Genomic DNA, 16,759 nt, shown 5'->3' on the forward strand with positions numbered 1-16,759 from the left:
CGCGGCGGTGCCCGGCCGCCCATATCGACCATATGACATGACGCCGTGACGTCCGGTCCCCGCGGGCCGGACGTCACGGCGTCATGCGTCTCCGCGCCCCTCCCTTGAAGGCCGAGGAACCGCGCTCAGCGCTGGGAGATCTCGTCGATCCTGGCGAGCTCCTCGGCGCTGAACGTGGTGTTCTTCAGGGCGCCGATGTTGTCGAGGATCTGCTGCGGCTTGGAGGCGCCGGCGAGCACGGAGGTGACGACGCCGTCGTGCAGCAGCCAGGCGAGGCTCATCTCGGCGAGCGTCTGGCCACGGGCGATGGCGATGTCGTTGAGCTCGCGGATCTGCTGGAGACGTTCCGGCGTGAGCGCGGAATCCTTGAGGAAGCGCGGATCGAGGGCGATGCGGCTGTCGGCCGGCACGCCGTGGAGGTAGCGGTTGGTGAGCAGTCCCTGCGCGAGCGGCGAGAAGGTGATGATGCCCTTGCCGAGGCGCTTGGCGGTGTCCTTGAGCCCGTTGCGTTCGATGGTGCGGTCGAAGATGTTGTACTTGTTCTGGTTGATGATGAACGGCACGTGCAGTTCGTCGAGGATCGCGGCCGCCCGCTCCATGGTGGGGCCGTCGTAGTTGGACAGGCCCACGTACAGCGCCTTGCCGGAGTTCACGATCTGCGCGAGCGCGCCCATGGTCTCCTCGAGCGGGGTCTCCGGGTCCGGGCGGTGGTGGTAGAAGATGTCCACGTAGTCGAGGCCGAGGCGTTCGAGGGACTGGTCGAGCGAGGCGATGAGGTACTTGCGCGAGCCGTGGTCGCCGTACGGGCCGGGCCACATGTCGTAGCCGGCCTTGGTGGAGATGACGAGCTCGTCGCGGTGGCCCTTGAAGTACTTGCCGAGCAGCAGGCCGCAGTTGGCTTCGGCCTTGCCGTATTCGGGGCCGTAGTTGTTGGCGAGGTCGAAGTGGGTGATGCCGTTGTCGAACGCGGTGAACACCAGCTGCTTCATGTGCTCGAACGGCGTGAGGTCGCCGAAGTTATGCCAGAAGCCGAGCGAGACGGCCGGCAGCTTGAGGCCGGAGGCCCCGCAGCGGTTGTAGATCATCGAATCATAGCGGGTGGCGGCGGGTGTGTATGCGGCGATGAAGTCGGGCATCGTTGGTCTCCTTCGTGACGTGACGGTCCATGTCTGTTTCCGACAACATCATCGCGGTCCAAGTAGACCTCGCGGCCGTGGCATGCCCTCCGGCGTGTCGGGAGGGGCGGGCGGAGCGGGCCCGGGCGCCCCTATCCGAGCAGGCCGAGCCCGCCGGCGACCGACATCGCGATGGCCAGATACAGCGCGATGAGACCAACCATCGCCATCCGGTTCCAGAGCAGGGGCCCCGGGGTGACGGCGCGGATCCACACCCGGTTCACCCGGTCGTAGACGCGGCGCGTCCTGAAGACCCCGTCCCGTCCCATCCGTCCGGTCGCCCGCACCGCATGTCCGAGCGTGAACGAGCCTCCGCGGATGGCGCCGCGCAGCAGCATGACGCATTCGCCGCCGTCCGCGAGGCGCACGCGCACCAGGGTCTCCGGCACCGCCGAACCGCCCACCGACGAGGTGAACAGGCCGAGGCCCATCCCGTTCGCGGAACCGAACCGGAAGGCCGCCGGCGCGAGCACGCGCAGGGACCGCGGTATCAGCAGCAGAATGAACAGCGCGAGGCGCACCGGCAGCATCAGCAGCAGATGGCACACGTGCAGGGCGACGTCGACGGCGCCGAACGCGGCGGCGCCCTCGCGTCGTTCGGGAGGGGCGCACACCACGCCCTCGACCGTGCCGTCGTCCGTCCTTCCCTCCGCATCGGCGGGGACGGCCTGGGGACTGCGGACGGCGGACGGACGGGCCTCGGTCGGCCCCGGCTCGGGCGTCCCGGACGACGGGACCACCGTCTGAGGGGCGCCGCACCGGCGGCACGTCCCGTCGACGACCGTGCCGACGCCGCCGCAGCCGAACGGATAGGGGGCGCAATCGGCCTGCGCCGGGGCCGCGCCCGCCGGATCCCCGGCCGGGCGGAGACGTTCGGTGACATCGAATCCACTCATGGCGTCCCCTTCCTACGCGGCCTTCGCCACATGCCGTTCGTCCGACGGCGTCCGCACCGGCCGCGTCGGCCGCAACGGAGTGCGGACCAACGCGCTCTGGGCCGGGTCGGCGAGCGCCTGCGCGAGCTGGAGGCGGATCAGCCGTTTGATGGCGTCCTCGCGTTCGTGCAGTACCTCGAACTGCCGGTCGCGTTCCCTGGTGAACCGCCCGCGCATGTCGTCCAGCGCCGTCATATCCCTGACGAGACGCTCGGTTTCGGCCAGGCGCGCCGCCCGCCGTCGCTCCGCGTGGACGGCGGCCCGCTGGATGCCGCGCATGCGGTGGTATGTGCCGCTGAAGTAGGCGTGCGAGGTGGCGAACAGGTCGAGTCCCGCGAGCACGTACACGACGAGCATGAACAGGCCGAACGGCACGCTGGAGGCGTAGTTCGCCCTGACCCCTTCTATCTGCGCTTCGAAGATGCGCAGGAGGGCCATGGACGCGCCGAGCAGCCCCCAGAAGACCGCGAGGCCGAGATGGATCGGGGACGGCGCGTCCCGGTTCCCGGGCCGACGGCGCGCCGCATGCCAGCCGACCGCCAGGGGGATGCCGATCGTGCCGGCGACGACGCTGCCCACGATGACGCAGGAGACCGGGCTCACCCCGAACGGCGTGGTGCCGGGCATGTTGAGCAGCGCGTCGAAGAGTGAGGCGCTCATGATGGGGTCCGCCAGTTCCGCGAGCAGGCCGCATGCCAGGAAGAGCAGCAGGGGCCAGGGGCGTGCGCAGGGCTCCGTGGGGTTCCGCCTGTTGCACGCCCCGGCGTCGTCCCCGTCGCCGGCCGGGGGTTCCGCGACGTCCGCGGCGGCGACGGCGGTGTCGTGACGGTCGTCACCCGCCTTCTCCCATCCGCGCGCACGCCACCAGCCGAGGCGTGTGCGCCAGTCGACGCCGCCGTGCACGCGTCGCAGGGCGAGACATTCCTCGTAGACGGCCGCGTATTGGGCCGACAGATCGGCGGAGGCGTCCGCGGCGGCGTCGGCGGCGGACCGTGAGCGGGACAGCCGTCCGACGAGATCGCCTTCGCTCCGGTCGAGGATGCGCAGACCGTCGTGGTAGGCGCGTTCGGCGCGTTGGTAGACCGGCGCGGCGAGGTTCGCGACGTAGTCGTCCATGATGTCGCCGTGCGCCGAATCCAGCGCGTGCGCGTCGATGAGGCCCTGCAGTCGCTCCATGGCCTTCGTCTCGACGTCGTCGAGCGCGGCGTCCTCGACGAATGCGGGGAGCGTGGGGAGCGTGTCGCGGTGCGGCATGGTCATGATGGTTCCTTCCTTGCGATGTCCGGATATGGGATATGGGCGTCAGCCGATCGTGCAGGAGACGTTCCCGGCGCCGCTGATCGAGAGTTCGACGCGGCGGTCCGCTTCGGGATTGGACGGGGCGGACGGGTCGTCCGCGTTCGCCGGCTGGCTCGCCCCGACGCCGCGCACGATGGTGCGGGAGGCGTCGACGCCGTAGTCCCGGACCAGCAGGTCCGCGATGGCCTGGGCGCGCGCCTGGGACATGCTCTGGTATTGCTCCTCCGTATCGCCGGGACTGGCGTAGACGTGTCCGACGATGGTGGCCGTGGCGTCCGGCGCGTCCGTCAGGATGCGGGCGGGTTCGGCGAGCTCGTCCTTGGCCGCGGCCGTCGGCGTGGCCGAGTCCGGTTCGAACAGGAGTGCCGACGGCAGGGTGTAGTCCACCCGCTGCTCTTCGCAGGTCACCGTGGCGGAGGGCAGCGCGACCGGCGTGACCTGTTTCGTGGCGCCTTTGGCGTGGCCGCCGGAGAGCGGCGTCCGGTCCATGGCGACGTCCGAGGGTTTGAACGCCTGCAGGGTCCGTGTCCACACCTGTTCGAGGAGGGTGCGGACCGCGGCCGTCGGCCGGTGCTGCCCGGACGGCGCGTCGTCGGCGACGTAGCCGATGCCGGTCATGCGCACGGCCACGCCGTCGAGGGAGAGCCCCGGATTGGCCTTGCCGACCGCCGTGGCGACCTCGTCGGGGTCGCCGGTCGCGAGCCATTTCGTCATGTCCATCTGCCCCACCGAGTCCATGCCGTTGGAGTGGATCAGCAGCAGGCCGGGCCGGGTGCCGTCGGCACGCGCGCGGAGGAAATCGGCCGCCATCGCGACGGCTTCGAAGGTGTTCTGCTCGGCGGTCTTCGCGTGCATGGACGCCATGGCGTCGCCGAGTTCGAGCATGTTGGACTTCGCACGCACGTTGTTGCCGGTCGGGTTGCCTTCGGACGGGTCGAATTCGACGAAGTCCGGGTGGACCACCGCGGGCTCGCCGCCGGCGGACACGAGCATCACGGCGTCGGTTCCGGCGGAGAGCATGACGTCCTTCACCGTGCGCTCCTCCCCGTCCGTGAGCCGCGGCGCCGGATTCGTGATGGTGTCCGCGGCCACGATGGCCACCGCCGAATACCGTGATCCCTCATCGGCGTCGGCCGTGGTCGTGCCGCATCCCGCGAGCGGGACGAGCAGCGCGGCCGCGCACAGCATGGCGAGCGCGGTCCCGGCCGCATGCGGTCCGTACTGGTTGCTGGTGAACATGATGGTGCTCCTTTCCTTGGCCGGGACCCGCACATCCCGGCGTGCGTGTCCCGGCTGCGGGCCGTTGCCGCGGCCCGTTGCCCCATGAAGGCGCATCCGCCCGGCGTAGGCGGGAAAACCGGGGAGGCGGGTTCCCGCCCACTCCCGGGCGTGTCGCGCGCGGCGCCGGCGGACGGGACGCCGTGGGCGTCACAGGGCCGCGGCGGCGGCCTCGGCCCCGCGGCGCATGGCCTCCTCCCGGGAGGATGCCTGTCCGTCCGGCCCGCCGGCGTCGTCGGCCCCGTCGGCCGCATCCGTCCCGGGGACGCCTTCGTCCGCACCGGGCCGTTCGCCCGACACCATGTCGGGCAGGACCGGGAACGGCTCCGGCTCCTCGAATCCGCAGGGGAAGTCGGGCAGGACCGGCGGCTCCCCCTCACGCAGGCACCGGCGCAGCGTGCGGCGGACGAAATCGTCCATACGGATCATGTAATACGAGCGCACCACCACGGCACGGGTCAGGAACGCGCCCTGGTGGAACCAGAACGTGTCCCTGAGCGTGACGTACTCACCTCTCAGGGCGGCGAGGCGCCGACGCGCGGCGGCCACCATCGACTCGCCGTCGCGCAACGCGCGTTCGCGTTCCCGCCGACGACGGCGTGCGACGGCGTCCGGCGATTCGTAGCGTTCCGCCGCCGTCGCGGGCTCCCCGTCGCCGTCCGTCCGCGCGACGGCCTCGCGGGCCTGCTCCCGGGAGCGCAGCAACGCGGGCAATCCCTCCTGCAGTCCGCGGTATTCCTCGATGAGCTCCAGGGCGCGGCAACGCAGCACCTCCTGCAGGAGGAGCGTGTCCTGCCGTTCCATGGCGATCGCGCCCAGATACCCTTCGATGAGCACGTGGAGGTATCCCTCGTCCGGCAGATGCGGGTCCGCACGGTAGCGTGCGGCCATCGTGCCGCGGTCGAACAGCGCGGCCCACCAGTCGCGCGACGGTCTGGGGCGTCCTCCCGCCCTGATGACGATGGCCCGCTGCACGGTGCGTGCCGCCTCCGGCATGAACGCGTGCTCCGCGGAGAGCTTCATCAACTGCATCTTGCGTACCGTTCCCATGATGTCCGCCCCTTTCGGCGTCGGAAGTCGAAATCGTGTTCCCTGCGACGGCCCGTCCGGAACCGTCATCCTCCATAGGCCCATCCGTCGCGGAATCAGGGGAAAACCGGGAAGGCCCGCAATCGTCGATGGCGGGCGTCCATGACGGGACCACGCGACACGCCGGGAAAAAATCCTTTGCGAAACCGTCGGGATGCGCCTTCCATAACGCGTACGGGGCGACACGGCCCCATGACAACCGACAGGAGGACATCATGACCGACATCGAACACGACGAGCGCATCGACCGGACCGCAGCCGAGTACGCCGCGACGGAACACGACATCCGACGCGACCTGTGCGCGAAACGCATGTCGCTGAAACTCGCACGGGTGGCTGGGCTTTTCGCCGACCTGTTCGAGGACGCCGCCTCGCCGCTTCCCACCAACCGCGCGGAGGCCGAGGCCCTGGCGTCGTCCGCGCACGCCGCCGACTACGTCTGGTACGGCGACGTCACAGCGACGCCGGACGACCAAGAGGCCATCGACACCTTGGGCGAGCGCGCTCTGGCGGACGCCGTCGCGGGAGAGCTGCCGTCCACCGCCTGCGAGGCGTACTTCCGCGTCGATATGCCGCTGTCGATGGACTTCAGGCAGGTCGGCGCGCTGTCCGCGGGCCCGAAGCTGCCGCCCGAGCCCCACGTGGCGGTCACCTGGTCCATGGTCTCCCGCGAGGACCTCGACCATGTGCGCGTCCGGGTGCTCCTGTTCGGCCGCGAGAACCACTGAGCATCACGAGGAGACGACGATGGGAGCATGGCGGCACGGCGGCATCGAACACGCGGGCTTCGGGCATGCCGAAGGCGAGACGCGCGGCGGCACGGGCGAGACCGGATGGGGACGAACCACCGGCGAGACCGGATGGGGACGAGCCACCGGCGAGACCGGATGGGGACGAGCCACCGGCGAGACGGCGTGGGATCATGGCACGGCGGAGACCCACCGCAACCAGATCATCTCCGTCGACCCGAAGGAGACGCGGCTGCACGGCGCCGAGGAGCCCCGCATCTTCACCGAAGGCAGGGAGGGCTACCGCGAACCCGCCGAGACGCCGACCGGTCCGATGGAACGGTTCCGCGACCCGCACGCGCTGGTGGACGGCATCAACCCGCGGTTCGGGCTGGAATCCGCCTACGAGACGAACTGCGCCGACTGCGCCCGCGCGTTCGAGGCCGCATGGCGCGGCTACGGCGTGGAGGCGGCGGGACGTCTGCTCGTTCCCGAAGCCACGTCCGATCCGGAGCATCCCGTCACGCTCGCATCGGGCGAACGGCTCGACGTCACCGAACAGTGGGCGCATGAGTCGTACGCGCCCACCGACGCACGCACCCTGTACCGCCGGCTCGACGAGGCCGGCCCCGGCGCGAGCGCCATCGTCTCCTCCCACTGGGCCGACGCCGAAGGGCATATCAACGGCCACGCCTACAACGTGGTCAACCACGAGGGGCGCATCCTCGTGGCGGACGCCCAGACCCACGAGGTGTTCGCCTACTCCCCGGACGCGATCGCGCCCTGGCTGGAGGGCGAGGACGTCGTCGCCCAATACGCGATGGCCTGGGACGCGGCCGGCGGACGCATCGACACGACACGGACCATCATCGGCTGAAAGGAGCCATCATGACCGACGGCACCGCACCCAACGGACACACCGGTCCCACCGGTTCCACCGGCGTCCGGGTCGAGGACCCGCTGTTCCCCGCCGCCATGGCCGCGCTCGGCCGAGCCGCGCGGGACGCGACGGCCATGTGGGACGCGGCCGACGAATCCGACGCGAGGCACGGCCTGGAGACCCTCGACGCGCTGCGCTACGGCGGGTTCGCGCCCTCCGGCACACGCCCCGTCCCGATCGGCGGCGTCCTGTGGACGGCCGTCGACGAGATCGAACGCGCGACGCCGGGACGTCCGAACATGATCGAACGGCTGCTGCGCGCGTGGAACGGCGCGGACGGCGAACTCGACATCGTCATCCGCAGGCGCGACGACGGCCTGCGTCTCATGCTCGGCGGATACGCCGCCGAGGACCGCATCGGCGGCGTATCCGCCGAGGACCGCATCGGCAAGGCCCGCATGACGCTCGCGCCGACGGCCGCGCTCCGCCGCGTCGGACGGGACGAGGCGCTGCCGCGGCGCCCCCGTCATGCCAGGAGCCTCATGTTCCGCATGCAGGAGCCCGGCGGCGCCGTCCGAGAGGCCGCGGAGGGGATGCCGGGCGTCCGGGGCGACGCCGCACCGGGATTCCCGCTGCTCGAACGGCTGCAGACGTCGTCAGGCGATTGGACGCTGGCGTTGTGCTGCACGCCGGCGTGGGACGGCATGCGTTCGCGCCTGTCCTGGGAGCTCGGCGCGATCGGCGACGCCGCAGCCCGTCGGATGACCCGCACCGTCCAGACCGGCGGCACCGTCACCGCCACGGTGACGTCCGACCCGTGGCGGCGGGTCCACGACTGGACCCTCGCCTACCGACGCTGGATGAACGAGGCGGGCGCGTGCGGCATGTGGTCGGTACGCGCCGTCGTGATGGCCGACGACGAAGATGTGGTCATGCACGTGGTCTCCGCCCTCGAGGGCGCGGTCACGGCCACGGACGGCACCGCGTACGAGACGTTCTCGGCGCCCGTGGTCCCGGACGCCGCGGAACCGGATGCCACCGGCCCGGCCGCCACGGCCGCCGCGGGCCTGAACGCCGCGGCCGCCACGGTCGCATCCCCGCCTCCGGCCTTCGCAAGCCTGCTGACCTCCCGTGAGATCGGCGCCCTGCTGGCCCCGCCCGCCTACGGCATGCCCGGATTGGCGGTGCGCATGCCGCAGCCGGCGTCCCGACGCCGCCCCGCCGGCCGCGACGTCATCGACCTCGGCGTCTTCCGGGGCACGTCGCTGTGCGCGGGCCTGCCGGTCCACGATCTGGCCGGGCATGGTCTGATCTGCGGCAGCGCCGGCTCCGGCAAATCCACCACGATCCGCCGTCTGCTCGCCGAGGCATGGAACCGGCACGGCATCCCCTTCCTGCTCGTCGACCCGCTGAAGGACGACTACACGCCCATCGCCGACCGGTTCGACGGCGGCCTGCGCGTGGTACACGGCCGGCAGCTGCGCATGAACCTGATGGAGCCGTGGCCGGGGACGCGTATGACCGACCACCTCATGCGGGTGGCGGAGGCGCTCCGCGGCGCGTTCGCCCTTCCCTCCCCCACACCACTCGTGCTCACGCGGCTGTTCCGCGCCGTCGCCGAACGGTACGGGAACGGCACCGGCGGGACGCCGTCGCTGTTCGACGTGCGTGCCATGGCCGACGGTTTCGTACACGACCTGGGCTACTGCCCCGAGGTCGAGTCGAACATCCGCGCGGCCCTCTGTCTGCGGCTCGACACGCTGCTCGACCGCGACATGGCGCCGTTCTTCTGCTGGCGTGATTCGTCGATGGTCGTCGGGCTCTTCGACCGTCCCACCGTGGTCTGTCTGGACGACGTCCCGGACGAGGAGACCCGGTCGTTCCTGATGCTGCTGCTCGCGCAGGCCGTGTGGTGGCATGCGCGACGGTCCGGCCCATCCGACGACGTACGGCATCTGTTCGTGCTGGAGGAGGCGCATCGCGTGATGCCCCCGGTGGACGACGCCCTGGACGACGACCCGGAGAAGGGGTCGTCGCGGCGCAGCGCGTCGCGCATGCTGTCCACGATGATGGCGGAGATCCGCGGGTTCGGCGAGTCGATGATCGTGGTCGACCAGAGCCCGTCGCGCATCGCCCGCGACGCCGCGCGCAACACCGGGTTCAAGATCGCGCACCGCCTCACGGAGACGGCCGACCGCACGCTCATGGCGGACATGATCGGCCTGCCGGAACCGTCGTCGCAGGCGCTGTCGGAGCTCGCGCCGGGCACCTGCATGATGTCCTCGCGGTTCGAGCCGTCGCCGCAGGTCGTGTCGGTCGTCGCGGCAACCGCGCCGGGCGGCCGGCCGCGCGATGACGGGGAGGCGCGGCCATGACGCCCGTGCCCGAGCCGCCGCTCCGGGTGGCCACCCGCATCGGTCTGCTGCTCATGAGCGCGCCGGTGCGGGCGTGGGCGACCCTGCGCCGGATCGCCGCATGGGCGTTCGTATGCTTCGCCGTGGAGGCGGTCGTCTACCGGTGCCTCACGCTCGCGGACGACGTGCGGGCGTACGGTCCGGACCCCGACCGGCTGACGCGCGCCGACGCCTACGGTATGCTCGCCGGCGCCGACCTGTTGCGGCCGTGGCTGGCGCCCGCCCGTTGCGGCATGCCCGACGCCGTCCCGTTCACCGGTGCGCTGCCGGGCATGCTGCTGCTGGCGATGTTCGTCGCGCAGGCCACGTGGCCGCCCCGCGGGTTCCGGCGCGGCGGCGGACGTCCGGACAGGGACGCCCCGATGCGCCGATACGCCGTCCGGGCGGCGCGATGCCTGTGGCATGCGGCCGTCACGCTGGTGTTCTCGGTGGGGTTGCAGGCGCTCGGCGCGCTGGCGGCATTGGAATCCCACGATGCTTCGGTGGCGGCCGCGGCGTGGTGCGCGTTGGCGGCGTGCGTGCTGTACGCCGGCCTCGAGCTGCTGCGGCATCTCGCCTACGCGGTCGTGGAGCGGTCCTTCGCCTTCGCGGCCCATCTCGGCCTGTCCGCCGTCGTCGTCTGCGCCGTCACCTCGTGCGGCGCCGTCATGCTGTGGCGCACGGACGGCGTGGCCGGCGCATGGTGCGCGGCGACGGCGGCGATCCTCTACGTCGCGGCATCCGTCGATGGGACGCTGGAACTGCCCGAACCGGTGTCCCCATCACCGGCGGACCGGCTGGCGGCATGGCTTGGGTTCGGCCGGCGGCGGTGACGCAGGCTCAGTGCCGCACGCCTTCCGGCCAGATCACGACGACGCGCTTGCGTCGCGCCTTGGCGTAGGCCACGGCGTCACCGGTCCCGCCCTTGCCGGCGGCCGGCAGCCCGTCCCAGAACGCCACGAGGATGTCGGATTCGTCCACCACGCGTTTGCCGGCGGCGAGGTACGCGTCCTCGCCCGGCTCGGGGAAGTCCAGGGTCACCGCGGTGCGCACCTGTTCCATGAGCCGGTCGTAGGCGGCGAGCCCCTCCCCCGTGAACGTGGCGCGGTAGCCGCGGCAGGGGATGATGGCCGTGACCGGGTGCCCCGCGCGGAGCATGGCGTCGGCGAACAGCTGGTCGGCCCCGTAGGCCATCGAGCTCAATCCGGTGACGTCCGCGCCGTCGTATCCGCGCAGGAACTCGTCGAGTCCGCGTTCCACGTAGGCCCGCGCCTCGTCGGGGATGCGCTGGTGGCCGGTCACGCCTATGTTCATGGTGCTCTCGTTTCCCCGCGGCGTGCGCCGCGGTCTCGTCGTTTCGTTTGGTTCTGATGGTCTGGGACGGTCCGATGGTCTGGTTGTCGGCCGGACGGCCCGGTGAGGGACCGTCCGTCATGATGCGCGTCAGCGCGCCGCCACGCTGATGCGTACCGGCAGCGCGCCGCCCGGGGACGCCACCCTGCCGAATCGGATGGGGTGTGTGTCGGCCCCCGCCGTGACGGGTTCCAGCGTGCTCGCCGTGCCGTCGGGCCAGTGGAGGGTGATCCGGTAGGTCCGCAGGTCGGCGTCCGATTCCAGCCGGACGACGATCGCATGCGGGTTCGTGTCGTGGCGGCGGGCGAGCACCGTCAGATGGTCGGCGTGGAACTGCACCTCCCAGGGTTCCGTCCGCTCCGCCCGTCCCGTCGCCGTTCCGGCGGACGCGGGTCCGTCGTCGCCGCGCACGCCGACCGCGGCGAGCGTCGTCCCGTCGAACGCGCACGCCTCCAGTTCGAGGCTGAACAGGTCCGCGTCCCAGTCGGCGTCGGTCCAGCAGCGTCCGGCGGCGTGCGCGATGTCCAGGTTGAGCTTCGGCAGGCCGTCGCGTTCCTCCTGCCGGATGGCGCGCCGGAATCCGACGGGCAGCGCGTCGAGCCCGGTCCGGTTCGCCGCGCCGGTGGCCGTCTGCAGCGACTCCCAGATGCCGTTCACCTGGCTGACGAGCGCCCCGTCGGCCAGCACGACGCGTGCCAGGTCCTCGCCGAACCCGCCGGTCGCCCCCTGGCTGATGGTCCATGCGGAGACCTCCGGTCCCACCCGTCCGTGCCAGATCTCCCGAGCCGCCTCGCGGAACGACGGGTCGGACAGCAGGTCTTCCGGCCGCTCGTCCATGGGGGTCGCGCCATCGGCCTTGCCGGTCATGTCGTCATCCATGTCGGACGCTCCTTTCGCCGTCGCCTTCCGGCGCCCCGCCGCGGGGGACGCCACCCGGTCGTCCCGCGGAACGTCCCTGTCCATGCCCCGCGGTTCCGGACCGCCATATCGGGGAGACGTCCATGCCGGGACAGTCCGGCTCGTCCACGCACAGCGGCGGCATGCGGTCGCCTTGGATGCCGGCGATGACGTGTTCCGCCGTGTGCAGCGCGGACAGGTCGTCCCCCGTCACGTCCGCGGCCGCCAAATCGGCGCGGACCGTGTCGAGGTTCTCGATCAGATAGTTCTTCTTCCTGCGTCCGACGACGCCGTTGCGCGCCGAGACGACCGTGTCCCGCCACCTGCCGACGTCGATCCGGTAGTTCAGACCGCCCGAATCCTTGTCCCGTCGGGACGCGGCCTGGATGGAGTACCTCGCCAACTGGATGCTGTCCTTGGCGATGCGGGCCTCGCCGTAGGCCTCGTCCAGTCGGCGGACGGCGGCCTCGATGGCGTCCGCGGAGGCGAAGCTGTTGCGTCCGAGCGCGCCGATCATGTACATGACGCGCCGCAGCAGCTCCTCGCCCTGGACCATGGCCCCGCGGTCGGCGGCGGCCCCGCCCGTGTCATACGCGGCCTGCACGGCGTCGGCCCAGCCGCTCCGGACGCGGAACGGCACGCAATGGTCGTGGGTCGCGCGGCTTTCGTTCCGCTCCCGTTCCAGCCAGGACAGCAGCGAAAACGCCATGGATCCGACGTGTCCGGCGTCGACAGGGTCGACGGACGTGGAGGCGTCCGGCATCGACTCGAACAGGTCCGTGCCGCTGTCCCCGCCGTCGTCCGACGGCGCAGTGCTGCTCTGGGGAGCCTCGTACCACACCCGGATCTCGCGGGTGACGTCGTCCTGCCCCTCGCGCACGACGTGGCCGTGCCGGTCCCGGAGGACGACCTGCCTGCGCTGCCGGTATCCGGCGCGGTGCAGCCATTGGCGCGCCAGATTGACGTAGCACGACGAAGGTTCGGCCCTGACGATGGGGTCTCTGACGGCCAGCACGTATCCGACGGCCTGGCTGCGGATCGTGTCGGACAGCGTGGGCGCGTTCCCGGCGGCGGGCGGCCGCACGGCCGCCGTCGCGCCGGTCTTCGGGTCCTTCGCGGATGATGGCGTGACGGCCATGGCGATGACGGCCATGACGTCGACGTCGGAGCCGTCGGCCGGACGCCGCGTGGCGTCGTGCACGACGGCGCAGGCGCGGTTGGCGCAGACGCGGACCCACTGGAGCGCGACCGACCGGATCAGCGACGCGGCCTCGGCGTCGACGGCTTCCCGGTCGGCGCCTCTCCCGTCGTCCATGCCGCCGCCGCGCCGCCAGGCGTCCATGCCGCGGCATACGCCTCTGGCCGGCCCCAGGGCGTCGGCCGCCCAGGTCGTCGCCCCGTCCCGTCCGTCGTGCAGCAGGACGGCCAGCAGGACGGCGTAGACCGTCATCCACACCTCCACGTCCGCGCGGGCCCTGGGGGTGTCCCTGACGGCGAAGTCCGCGGTCCCCTTCCGCCATGGCATGAACGTCGCCCTGAAGCGTTTCACGCCGATCGCGTCGATCCATGTCCTCCGGGCGATGCCCAGGTTCGCCGCGGCCCGTTCGACGTACCGGTCCCTGTCCTGCGCCGGCAGATCGTCCCACGCCCGTTCCGGGCGGCCGCCGGCCGCGGGCCTGCCCGCGCGGTTCCTGGACCGCCGCACACGGAATCCCACGTCATGGAGCAGCCTGCCGACGGCCTCCGGATCCGGGGACGCCTCGTCCGCCACGGATTCGGCGATGCCGCCATACCACTGTTCGGCGAGACGGCATGCGACTTCGAGATGGTCGCCATACGTCCCGTCCCGGTTCGTCGCGCCTCCGTTCCGGAATGCGAGGCACCATCGCCGCGCCCATGCGTTGTGCAGGGAGGCCAATTCGGCCTTCGCGCCGTTGATGAGCGTCTGTTCGGCCGCGTACCTGTCGGGTGCGTCCCGCTGATCGGACCGCAGGTACCGTTCGATGGAGAATCCCGACTCCTTGACCGGCATGGGGCGTTCGACCGTGCCGTCCTGGTCCCTCAGCAGGCATGCGTAGGCGAAGATCGTGCCGTGCCGTGACATCACGTTGTCCACCAGCTCGACCTTCACGTCGTCGATGAACTTCCGGGCGGCTTTGGGCAGCGTGCCGAATTCGGGCAGGTCACGGTAGTCGGCCCCGGGGGCCGGCGCCTTCCCCGACGTCGTCCCCGGAACGTCGTCATCGACCGCGGCAGAGGGAATCATGGCGTCCTCCGTTTCGAACCGGACCCGTACAATGGCCATTGTAGTCCGGCCGCCCGCGGCGGCCGGGACGCCGGTGCGAGAAGGAGGGCCGTGATGACGCGTCAGGCGTTGTTCGTGGGCATCGAACAGTATGACCGGCATGCGCCGCTGCGATGCTGCCGCGAGGATGCCCGGGCGATGGCGGAGACGCTGGAGTTCGAGGACGGAGGCCGCCCGAACTGGTCCGGCAGGGTGCTCGTCGACGGCGCCAGCCGTGACGTCATGCAGGACGATCTGGTCGCGGGCGTCTCCCATCTGCTCGACAGCACCGATCAGGACGACGTGCTGTTCTACTATTCCGGGCACGCGTTCCTGCTCGGCGACGGCGATCTGCTGCTGGCCAGCTGCGAGGACGACCCCGCATCCCCGGACGGGGAACGCAGCGGCCTGCGTCTCTCGGAGCTCATCGCCCATGTGAAGCGGCGCGCGGCGCGCCTGCGTTCCGTCGTCGTCATCCTGGACTGCTGCCATGCGGGAGCCGCCGTGGTGGACGCCGCCTTCCCCGGCGACGTGCGCAACATGGCGGTGCTCGCGGCGTCCCGCGACGACCAGCAGGCCCGTGAGGTCGGCGAACACGGCAGGTTCACCGCGTCCCTGCTGGCCGGGCTCGAAGGCGACAGCGCCGACATCTTCGGCAACATCTCCGTCGTCTCGCTGTTCGCGGACGCCAGCGAATCGCTGGAGCGGAGGGACGTCGCGCAGAAGCCCGTGCTGAAGGCGTGCCTGGAGCACGACATCATCATCAAGCGTGTCAGCGCCACCATCACCGAACGGTCCCTGCAGTCCCTCGTGCGGACCAGGGACCCGCGCAACGGCGGCCACGTCTTCGAGACCAGCCGCACCGTGTTCCACCCCTACCCGGACATGGAGGCCCCGGAGCCCGCCGACGGCGGCCGACGCAGCCGGCAGGGCGACGAACATGCGAAGGACCTCAACGAGCATCAGCGGCTCATGGAGACCATCAAGAAATGGCGGGACGCGCGCCTGATCGCGATCACCGACGACTCCGGCGCCACACGCGACCTGTACTGGGCGTGCCTCAACGGCGGCAGCGTCCGCCTGACCCCACGCGGCAGATACTATTTCGACCTGATGAAACGCCGTATGGAGGATTTCTGACCGGTTTTCCCGCGCGAGCGCCTCGGATGCATGGGGGTGGTGCAAACACGACACGCCGACTAAGGTTTTCCCGCGCGAGCGCCTCGGATGCCCCTAGATAAGGCGTCACGACGGCCATAGAGGCCGTCCACGTCGAAAGGAACCGAGATGGTCCACGTCACCAATCCCCTTGCACAGCAGGTGCGACGCTATCTGGACGACGGAGGCGTCCATTACGTCCACGACGACGACCCCTGCCGATTCCAGTTCGTCCTGTCCATTCCATGCGCCCTGGAGCGAATCTGGGTGATCATCATCGCCGAGGACGGATTCCTCACGGTCATCGCCTCCCCGCTCCTCACCCCCGACCCCCACGACACGGAGGCCATCCGGAACGTGGAGACGATGTTCACCCGCATCAACTGCCATCTGCGCGCCGGCTCGTTCAGCATCGACGTCCGCAACGGGAAGACGAACTACCGCATCGGCGCGCCGTACATGGACGTTCCCTCGTTCAGGACGCTGGACGTGCTGATGGCGTTGGTATGCCTCAGCTGGGAACGTCATGGGGACGAATACCTGCGTCTCGCGTTCCCCGGAGGTCTCCCGTTCGACGACGAGGACGACGGTGACGACGACGAGGACGACGGTGACGACGACGAGGACGGCGGCCGTGACCTCGTCGCCGAATTCGACGCCCTGTTCGGGGAAGGCGGCGGGGACGGCGACGCGGACGATGACGACGATATGGACGCGTGCGACGACACGGACACATCGGGCGCATCGGACGGAGACCTGACGGACCGTGAGCGGAGCCTGCTGGAATCCGCGGACGACGCCAACCGCCGCGGCATCGACTGCGAGCGACGCGGCGAACTGCGCCAGGCGCTGGACCACTATCAGGACGCCCTGCGCGCCTACCTGCCCCTCGAAGGACGCATCCCCGAATACCATCTCGCCGACGTCCACTTCGAGATCGCCGACATGCAGCTGCGCCTGAGCAACATCGACGAGGCGAAACGCGGGTTCCTCCGCTTCCTGGACGCCCGCAGGCGGATCAGGACCGCATACCACCCGAACCAGCCCTTCGCCGACTACAAGACCGTGGCCGCTCACGCGGCGCTCGCCGACATCTACCGTGCGGCGGGCGACGAGGAGCGGGCGAACCGCGAGACCGCGGAACGCGAGCGGGCGCGGGCGAACATGTCCCTCGAATCCACCTTGGCGTCCCGCGTGAACGGGTACTGCTACTGAACATGCGGGCGGGGCGTCCCACCCCCGCCGCGCCCTGGGCGGAAGCCGCGCCGTCATCAACCGGAACGGCGCGGT

The 16,759-nt window shown here is 70.8% G+C and carries 14 protein-coding genes; 6 read left to right on the forward strand and 8 right to left on the reverse strand.

Annotation, left to right across the window (positions count from 1 at the left end):
• Nucleotides 1-125: 125 nt before the first annotated feature.
• The 5 genes from KIH78_RS02110 to KIH78_RS02130 form a co-directional block, all read right to left on the reverse strand.
• Nucleotides 126-1,136 (reverse strand): aldo/keto reductase, encoded by a 1,011-nt coding sequence (locus KIH78_RS02110; protein ID WP_219131036.1) that lies wholly within the window; start codon nucleotides 1,134-1,136, stop codon nucleotides 126-128.
• A gap of 131 nt (nucleotides 1,137-1,267) precedes the next feature.
• On the reverse strand, nucleotides 1,268-2,071 hold the full coding sequence (locus KIH78_RS02115) for a hypothetical protein (RefSeq protein ID WP_219131037.1): 804 nt from the start codon (nucleotides 2,069-2,071) through the stop codon (nucleotides 1,268-1,270).
• A 12-nt stretch (nucleotides 2,072-2,083) separates the two neighbouring features.
• Nucleotides 2,084-3,370: a hypothetical protein gene (locus KIH78_RS02120; RefSeq protein WP_219131038.1), complete on the reverse strand. Its 1,287-nt coding sequence runs from the start codon at nucleotides 3,368-3,370 to the stop codon at nucleotides 2,084-2,086.
• 42 nt (nucleotides 3,371-3,412) lie between these two features.
• Complete coding sequence (locus tag KIH78_RS02125) at nucleotides 3,413-4,648, reverse strand: OmpA family protein (RefSeq protein ID WP_219131039.1); 1,236 nt, start codon at nucleotides 4,646-4,648, stop codon at nucleotides 3,413-3,415.
• Nucleotides 4,649-4,837: 189 nt separating this feature from the next.
• A complete protein-coding gene (locus KIH78_RS02130; protein ID WP_219131040.1) occupies nucleotides 4,838-5,737 on the reverse strand; it encodes a hypothetical protein in 900 nt (299 codons plus the stop codon).
• Between the two features lie 254 nt (nucleotides 5,738-5,991).
• Between KIH78_RS02130 and KIH78_RS02135 the strand changes: the two genes are divergently transcribed.
• The 4 genes from KIH78_RS02135 to KIH78_RS02150 are packed head-to-tail and all read left to right on the forward strand — an operon-like array spanning nucleotide 5,992 to nucleotide 10,610.
• Nucleotides 5,992-6,504 carry a hypothetical protein gene (locus tag KIH78_RS02135; protein ID WP_219131041.1) on the forward strand — a complete coding sequence of 171 codons (513 nt, stop codon included), beginning with the start codon at nucleotides 5,992-5,994 and terminating at the stop codon, nucleotides 6,502-6,504.
• Nucleotides 6,505-6,523: 19 nt separating this feature from the next.
• Nucleotides 6,524-7,381, forward strand: coding sequence for a toxin glutamine deamidase domain-containing protein (locus KIH78_RS02140; RefSeq protein ID WP_219131042.1), 858 nt, complete (start codon nucleotides 6,524-6,526; stop codon nucleotides 7,379-7,381).
• An 11-nt stretch (nucleotides 7,382-7,392) separates the two neighbouring features.
• On the forward strand, nucleotides 7,393-9,759 hold the full coding sequence (locus KIH78_RS02145) for an ATP-binding protein (protein WP_219131043.1): 2,367 nt from the start codon (nucleotides 7,393-7,395) through the stop codon (nucleotides 9,757-9,759).
• A complete protein-coding gene (locus tag KIH78_RS02150; RefSeq protein ID WP_219131044.1) occupies nucleotides 9,756-10,610 on the forward strand; it encodes a hypothetical protein in 855 nt (284 codons plus the stop codon). Before KIH78_RS02145 ends, KIH78_RS02150 begins: the two co-directional genes overlap by 4 nt.
• Before the next feature lie 7 nt (nucleotides 10,611-10,617).
• On the opposite strand, the gene KIH78_RS02155 is transcribed toward KIH78_RS02150, so the two are convergent.
• The 3 genes from KIH78_RS02155 to KIH78_RS02165 all read right to left on the reverse strand — a co-directional run bounded on the left by KIH78_RS02155 (nucleotide 10,618) and on the right by KIH78_RS02165 (nucleotide 14,293).
• A complete protein-coding gene (locus KIH78_RS02155) occupies nucleotides 10,618-11,091 on the reverse strand; it encodes a hypothetical protein (RefSeq protein ID WP_214311925.1) in 474 nt (157 codons plus the stop codon).
• A 129-nt stretch (nucleotides 11,092-11,220) separates the two neighbouring features.
• Nucleotides 11,221-12,009 carry a hypothetical protein gene (locus tag KIH78_RS02160; protein WP_219131045.1) on the reverse strand — a complete coding sequence of 263 codons (789 nt, stop codon included), beginning with the start codon at nucleotides 12,007-12,009 and terminating at the stop codon, nucleotides 11,221-11,223.
• Nucleotides 12,002-14,293 carry a hypothetical protein gene (locus tag KIH78_RS02165; protein ID WP_219131046.1) on the reverse strand — a complete coding sequence of 764 codons (2,292 nt, stop codon included), beginning with the start codon at nucleotides 14,291-14,293 and terminating at the stop codon, nucleotides 12,002-12,004. The genes KIH78_RS02160 and KIH78_RS02165 overlap by 8 nt, the downstream gene beginning before the upstream one ends.
• Before the next feature lie 93 nt (nucleotides 14,294-14,386).
• Between KIH78_RS02165 and KIH78_RS02170 the strand changes: the two genes are divergently transcribed.
• Nucleotides 14,387-15,451 carry a caspase family protein gene (locus KIH78_RS02170; protein ID WP_219131047.1) on the forward strand — a complete coding sequence of 355 codons (1,065 nt, stop codon included), beginning with the start codon at nucleotides 14,387-14,389 and terminating at the stop codon, nucleotides 15,449-15,451.
• A 147-nt stretch (nucleotides 15,452-15,598) separates the two neighbouring features.
• Nucleotides 15,599-16,684 carry a tetratricopeptide repeat protein gene (locus KIH78_RS02175; RefSeq protein WP_219131048.1) on the forward strand — a complete coding sequence of 362 codons (1,086 nt, stop codon included), beginning with the start codon at nucleotides 15,599-15,601 and terminating at the stop codon, nucleotides 16,682-16,684.
• Nucleotides 16,685-16,759 lie beyond the last annotated feature (75 nt).

Origin of the sequence: Bifidobacterium saguinibicoloris (genome assembly GCF_019331725.1) — a bacterium.
Taxonomy (GTDB): domain Bacteria; phylum Actinomycetota; class Actinomycetes; order Actinomycetales; family Bifidobacteriaceae; genus Bifidobacterium; species Bifidobacterium saguinibicoloris.

Coding starts and splice junctions, on each gene's coding strand:
- KIH78_RS02110 (WP_219131036.1), bottom strand. CDS start 1,136: ATGCCCGACTTCATCGCCGCATACACACCCGCCGCCACCCGCTATGAT.
- KIH78_RS02115 (WP_219131037.1), bottom strand. CDS start 2,071: ATGAGTGGATTCGATGTCACCGAACGTCTCCGCCCGGCCGGGGATCCG.
- KIH78_RS02120 (WP_219131038.1), bottom strand. CDS start 3,370: ATGACCATGCCGCACCGCGACACGCTCCCCACGCTCCCCGCATTCGTC.
- KIH78_RS02125 (WP_219131039.1), bottom strand. CDS start 4,648: ATGTTCACCAGCAACCAGTACGGACCGCATGCGGCCGGGACCGCGCTC.
- KIH78_RS02130 (WP_219131040.1), bottom strand. CDS start 5,737: ATGGGAACGGTACGCAAGATGCAGTTGATGAAGCTCTCCGCGGAGCAC.
- KIH78_RS02135 (WP_219131041.1), top strand. CDS start 5,992: ATGACCGACATCGAACACGACGAGCGCATCGACCGGACCGCAGCCGAG.
- KIH78_RS02140 (WP_219131042.1), top strand. CDS start 6,524: ATGGGAGCATGGCGGCACGGCGGCATCGAACACGCGGGCTTCGGGCAT.
- KIH78_RS02145 (WP_219131043.1), top strand. CDS start 7,393: ATGACCGACGGCACCGCACCCAACGGACACACCGGTCCCACCGGTTCC.
- KIH78_RS02150 (WP_219131044.1), top strand. CDS start 9,756: ATGACGCCCGTGCCCGAGCCGCCGCTCCGGGTGGCCACCCGCATCGGT.
- KIH78_RS02155 (WP_214311925.1), bottom strand. CDS start 11,091: ATGAACATAGGCGTGACCGGCCACCAGCGCATCCCCGACGAGGCGCGG.
- KIH78_RS02160 (WP_219131045.1), bottom strand. CDS start 12,009: ATGGATGACGACATGACCGGCAAGGCCGATGGCGCGACCCCCATGGAC.
- KIH78_RS02165 (WP_219131046.1), bottom strand. CDS start 14,293: ATGATTCCCTCTGCCGCGGTCGATGACGACGTTCCGGGGACGACGTCG.
- KIH78_RS02170 (WP_219131047.1), top strand. CDS start 14,387: ATGACGCGTCAGGCGTTGTTCGTGGGCATCGAACAGTATGACCGGCAT.
- KIH78_RS02175 (WP_219131048.1), top strand. CDS start 15,599: ATGGTCCACGTCACCAATCCCCTTGCACAGCAGGTGCGACGCTATCTG.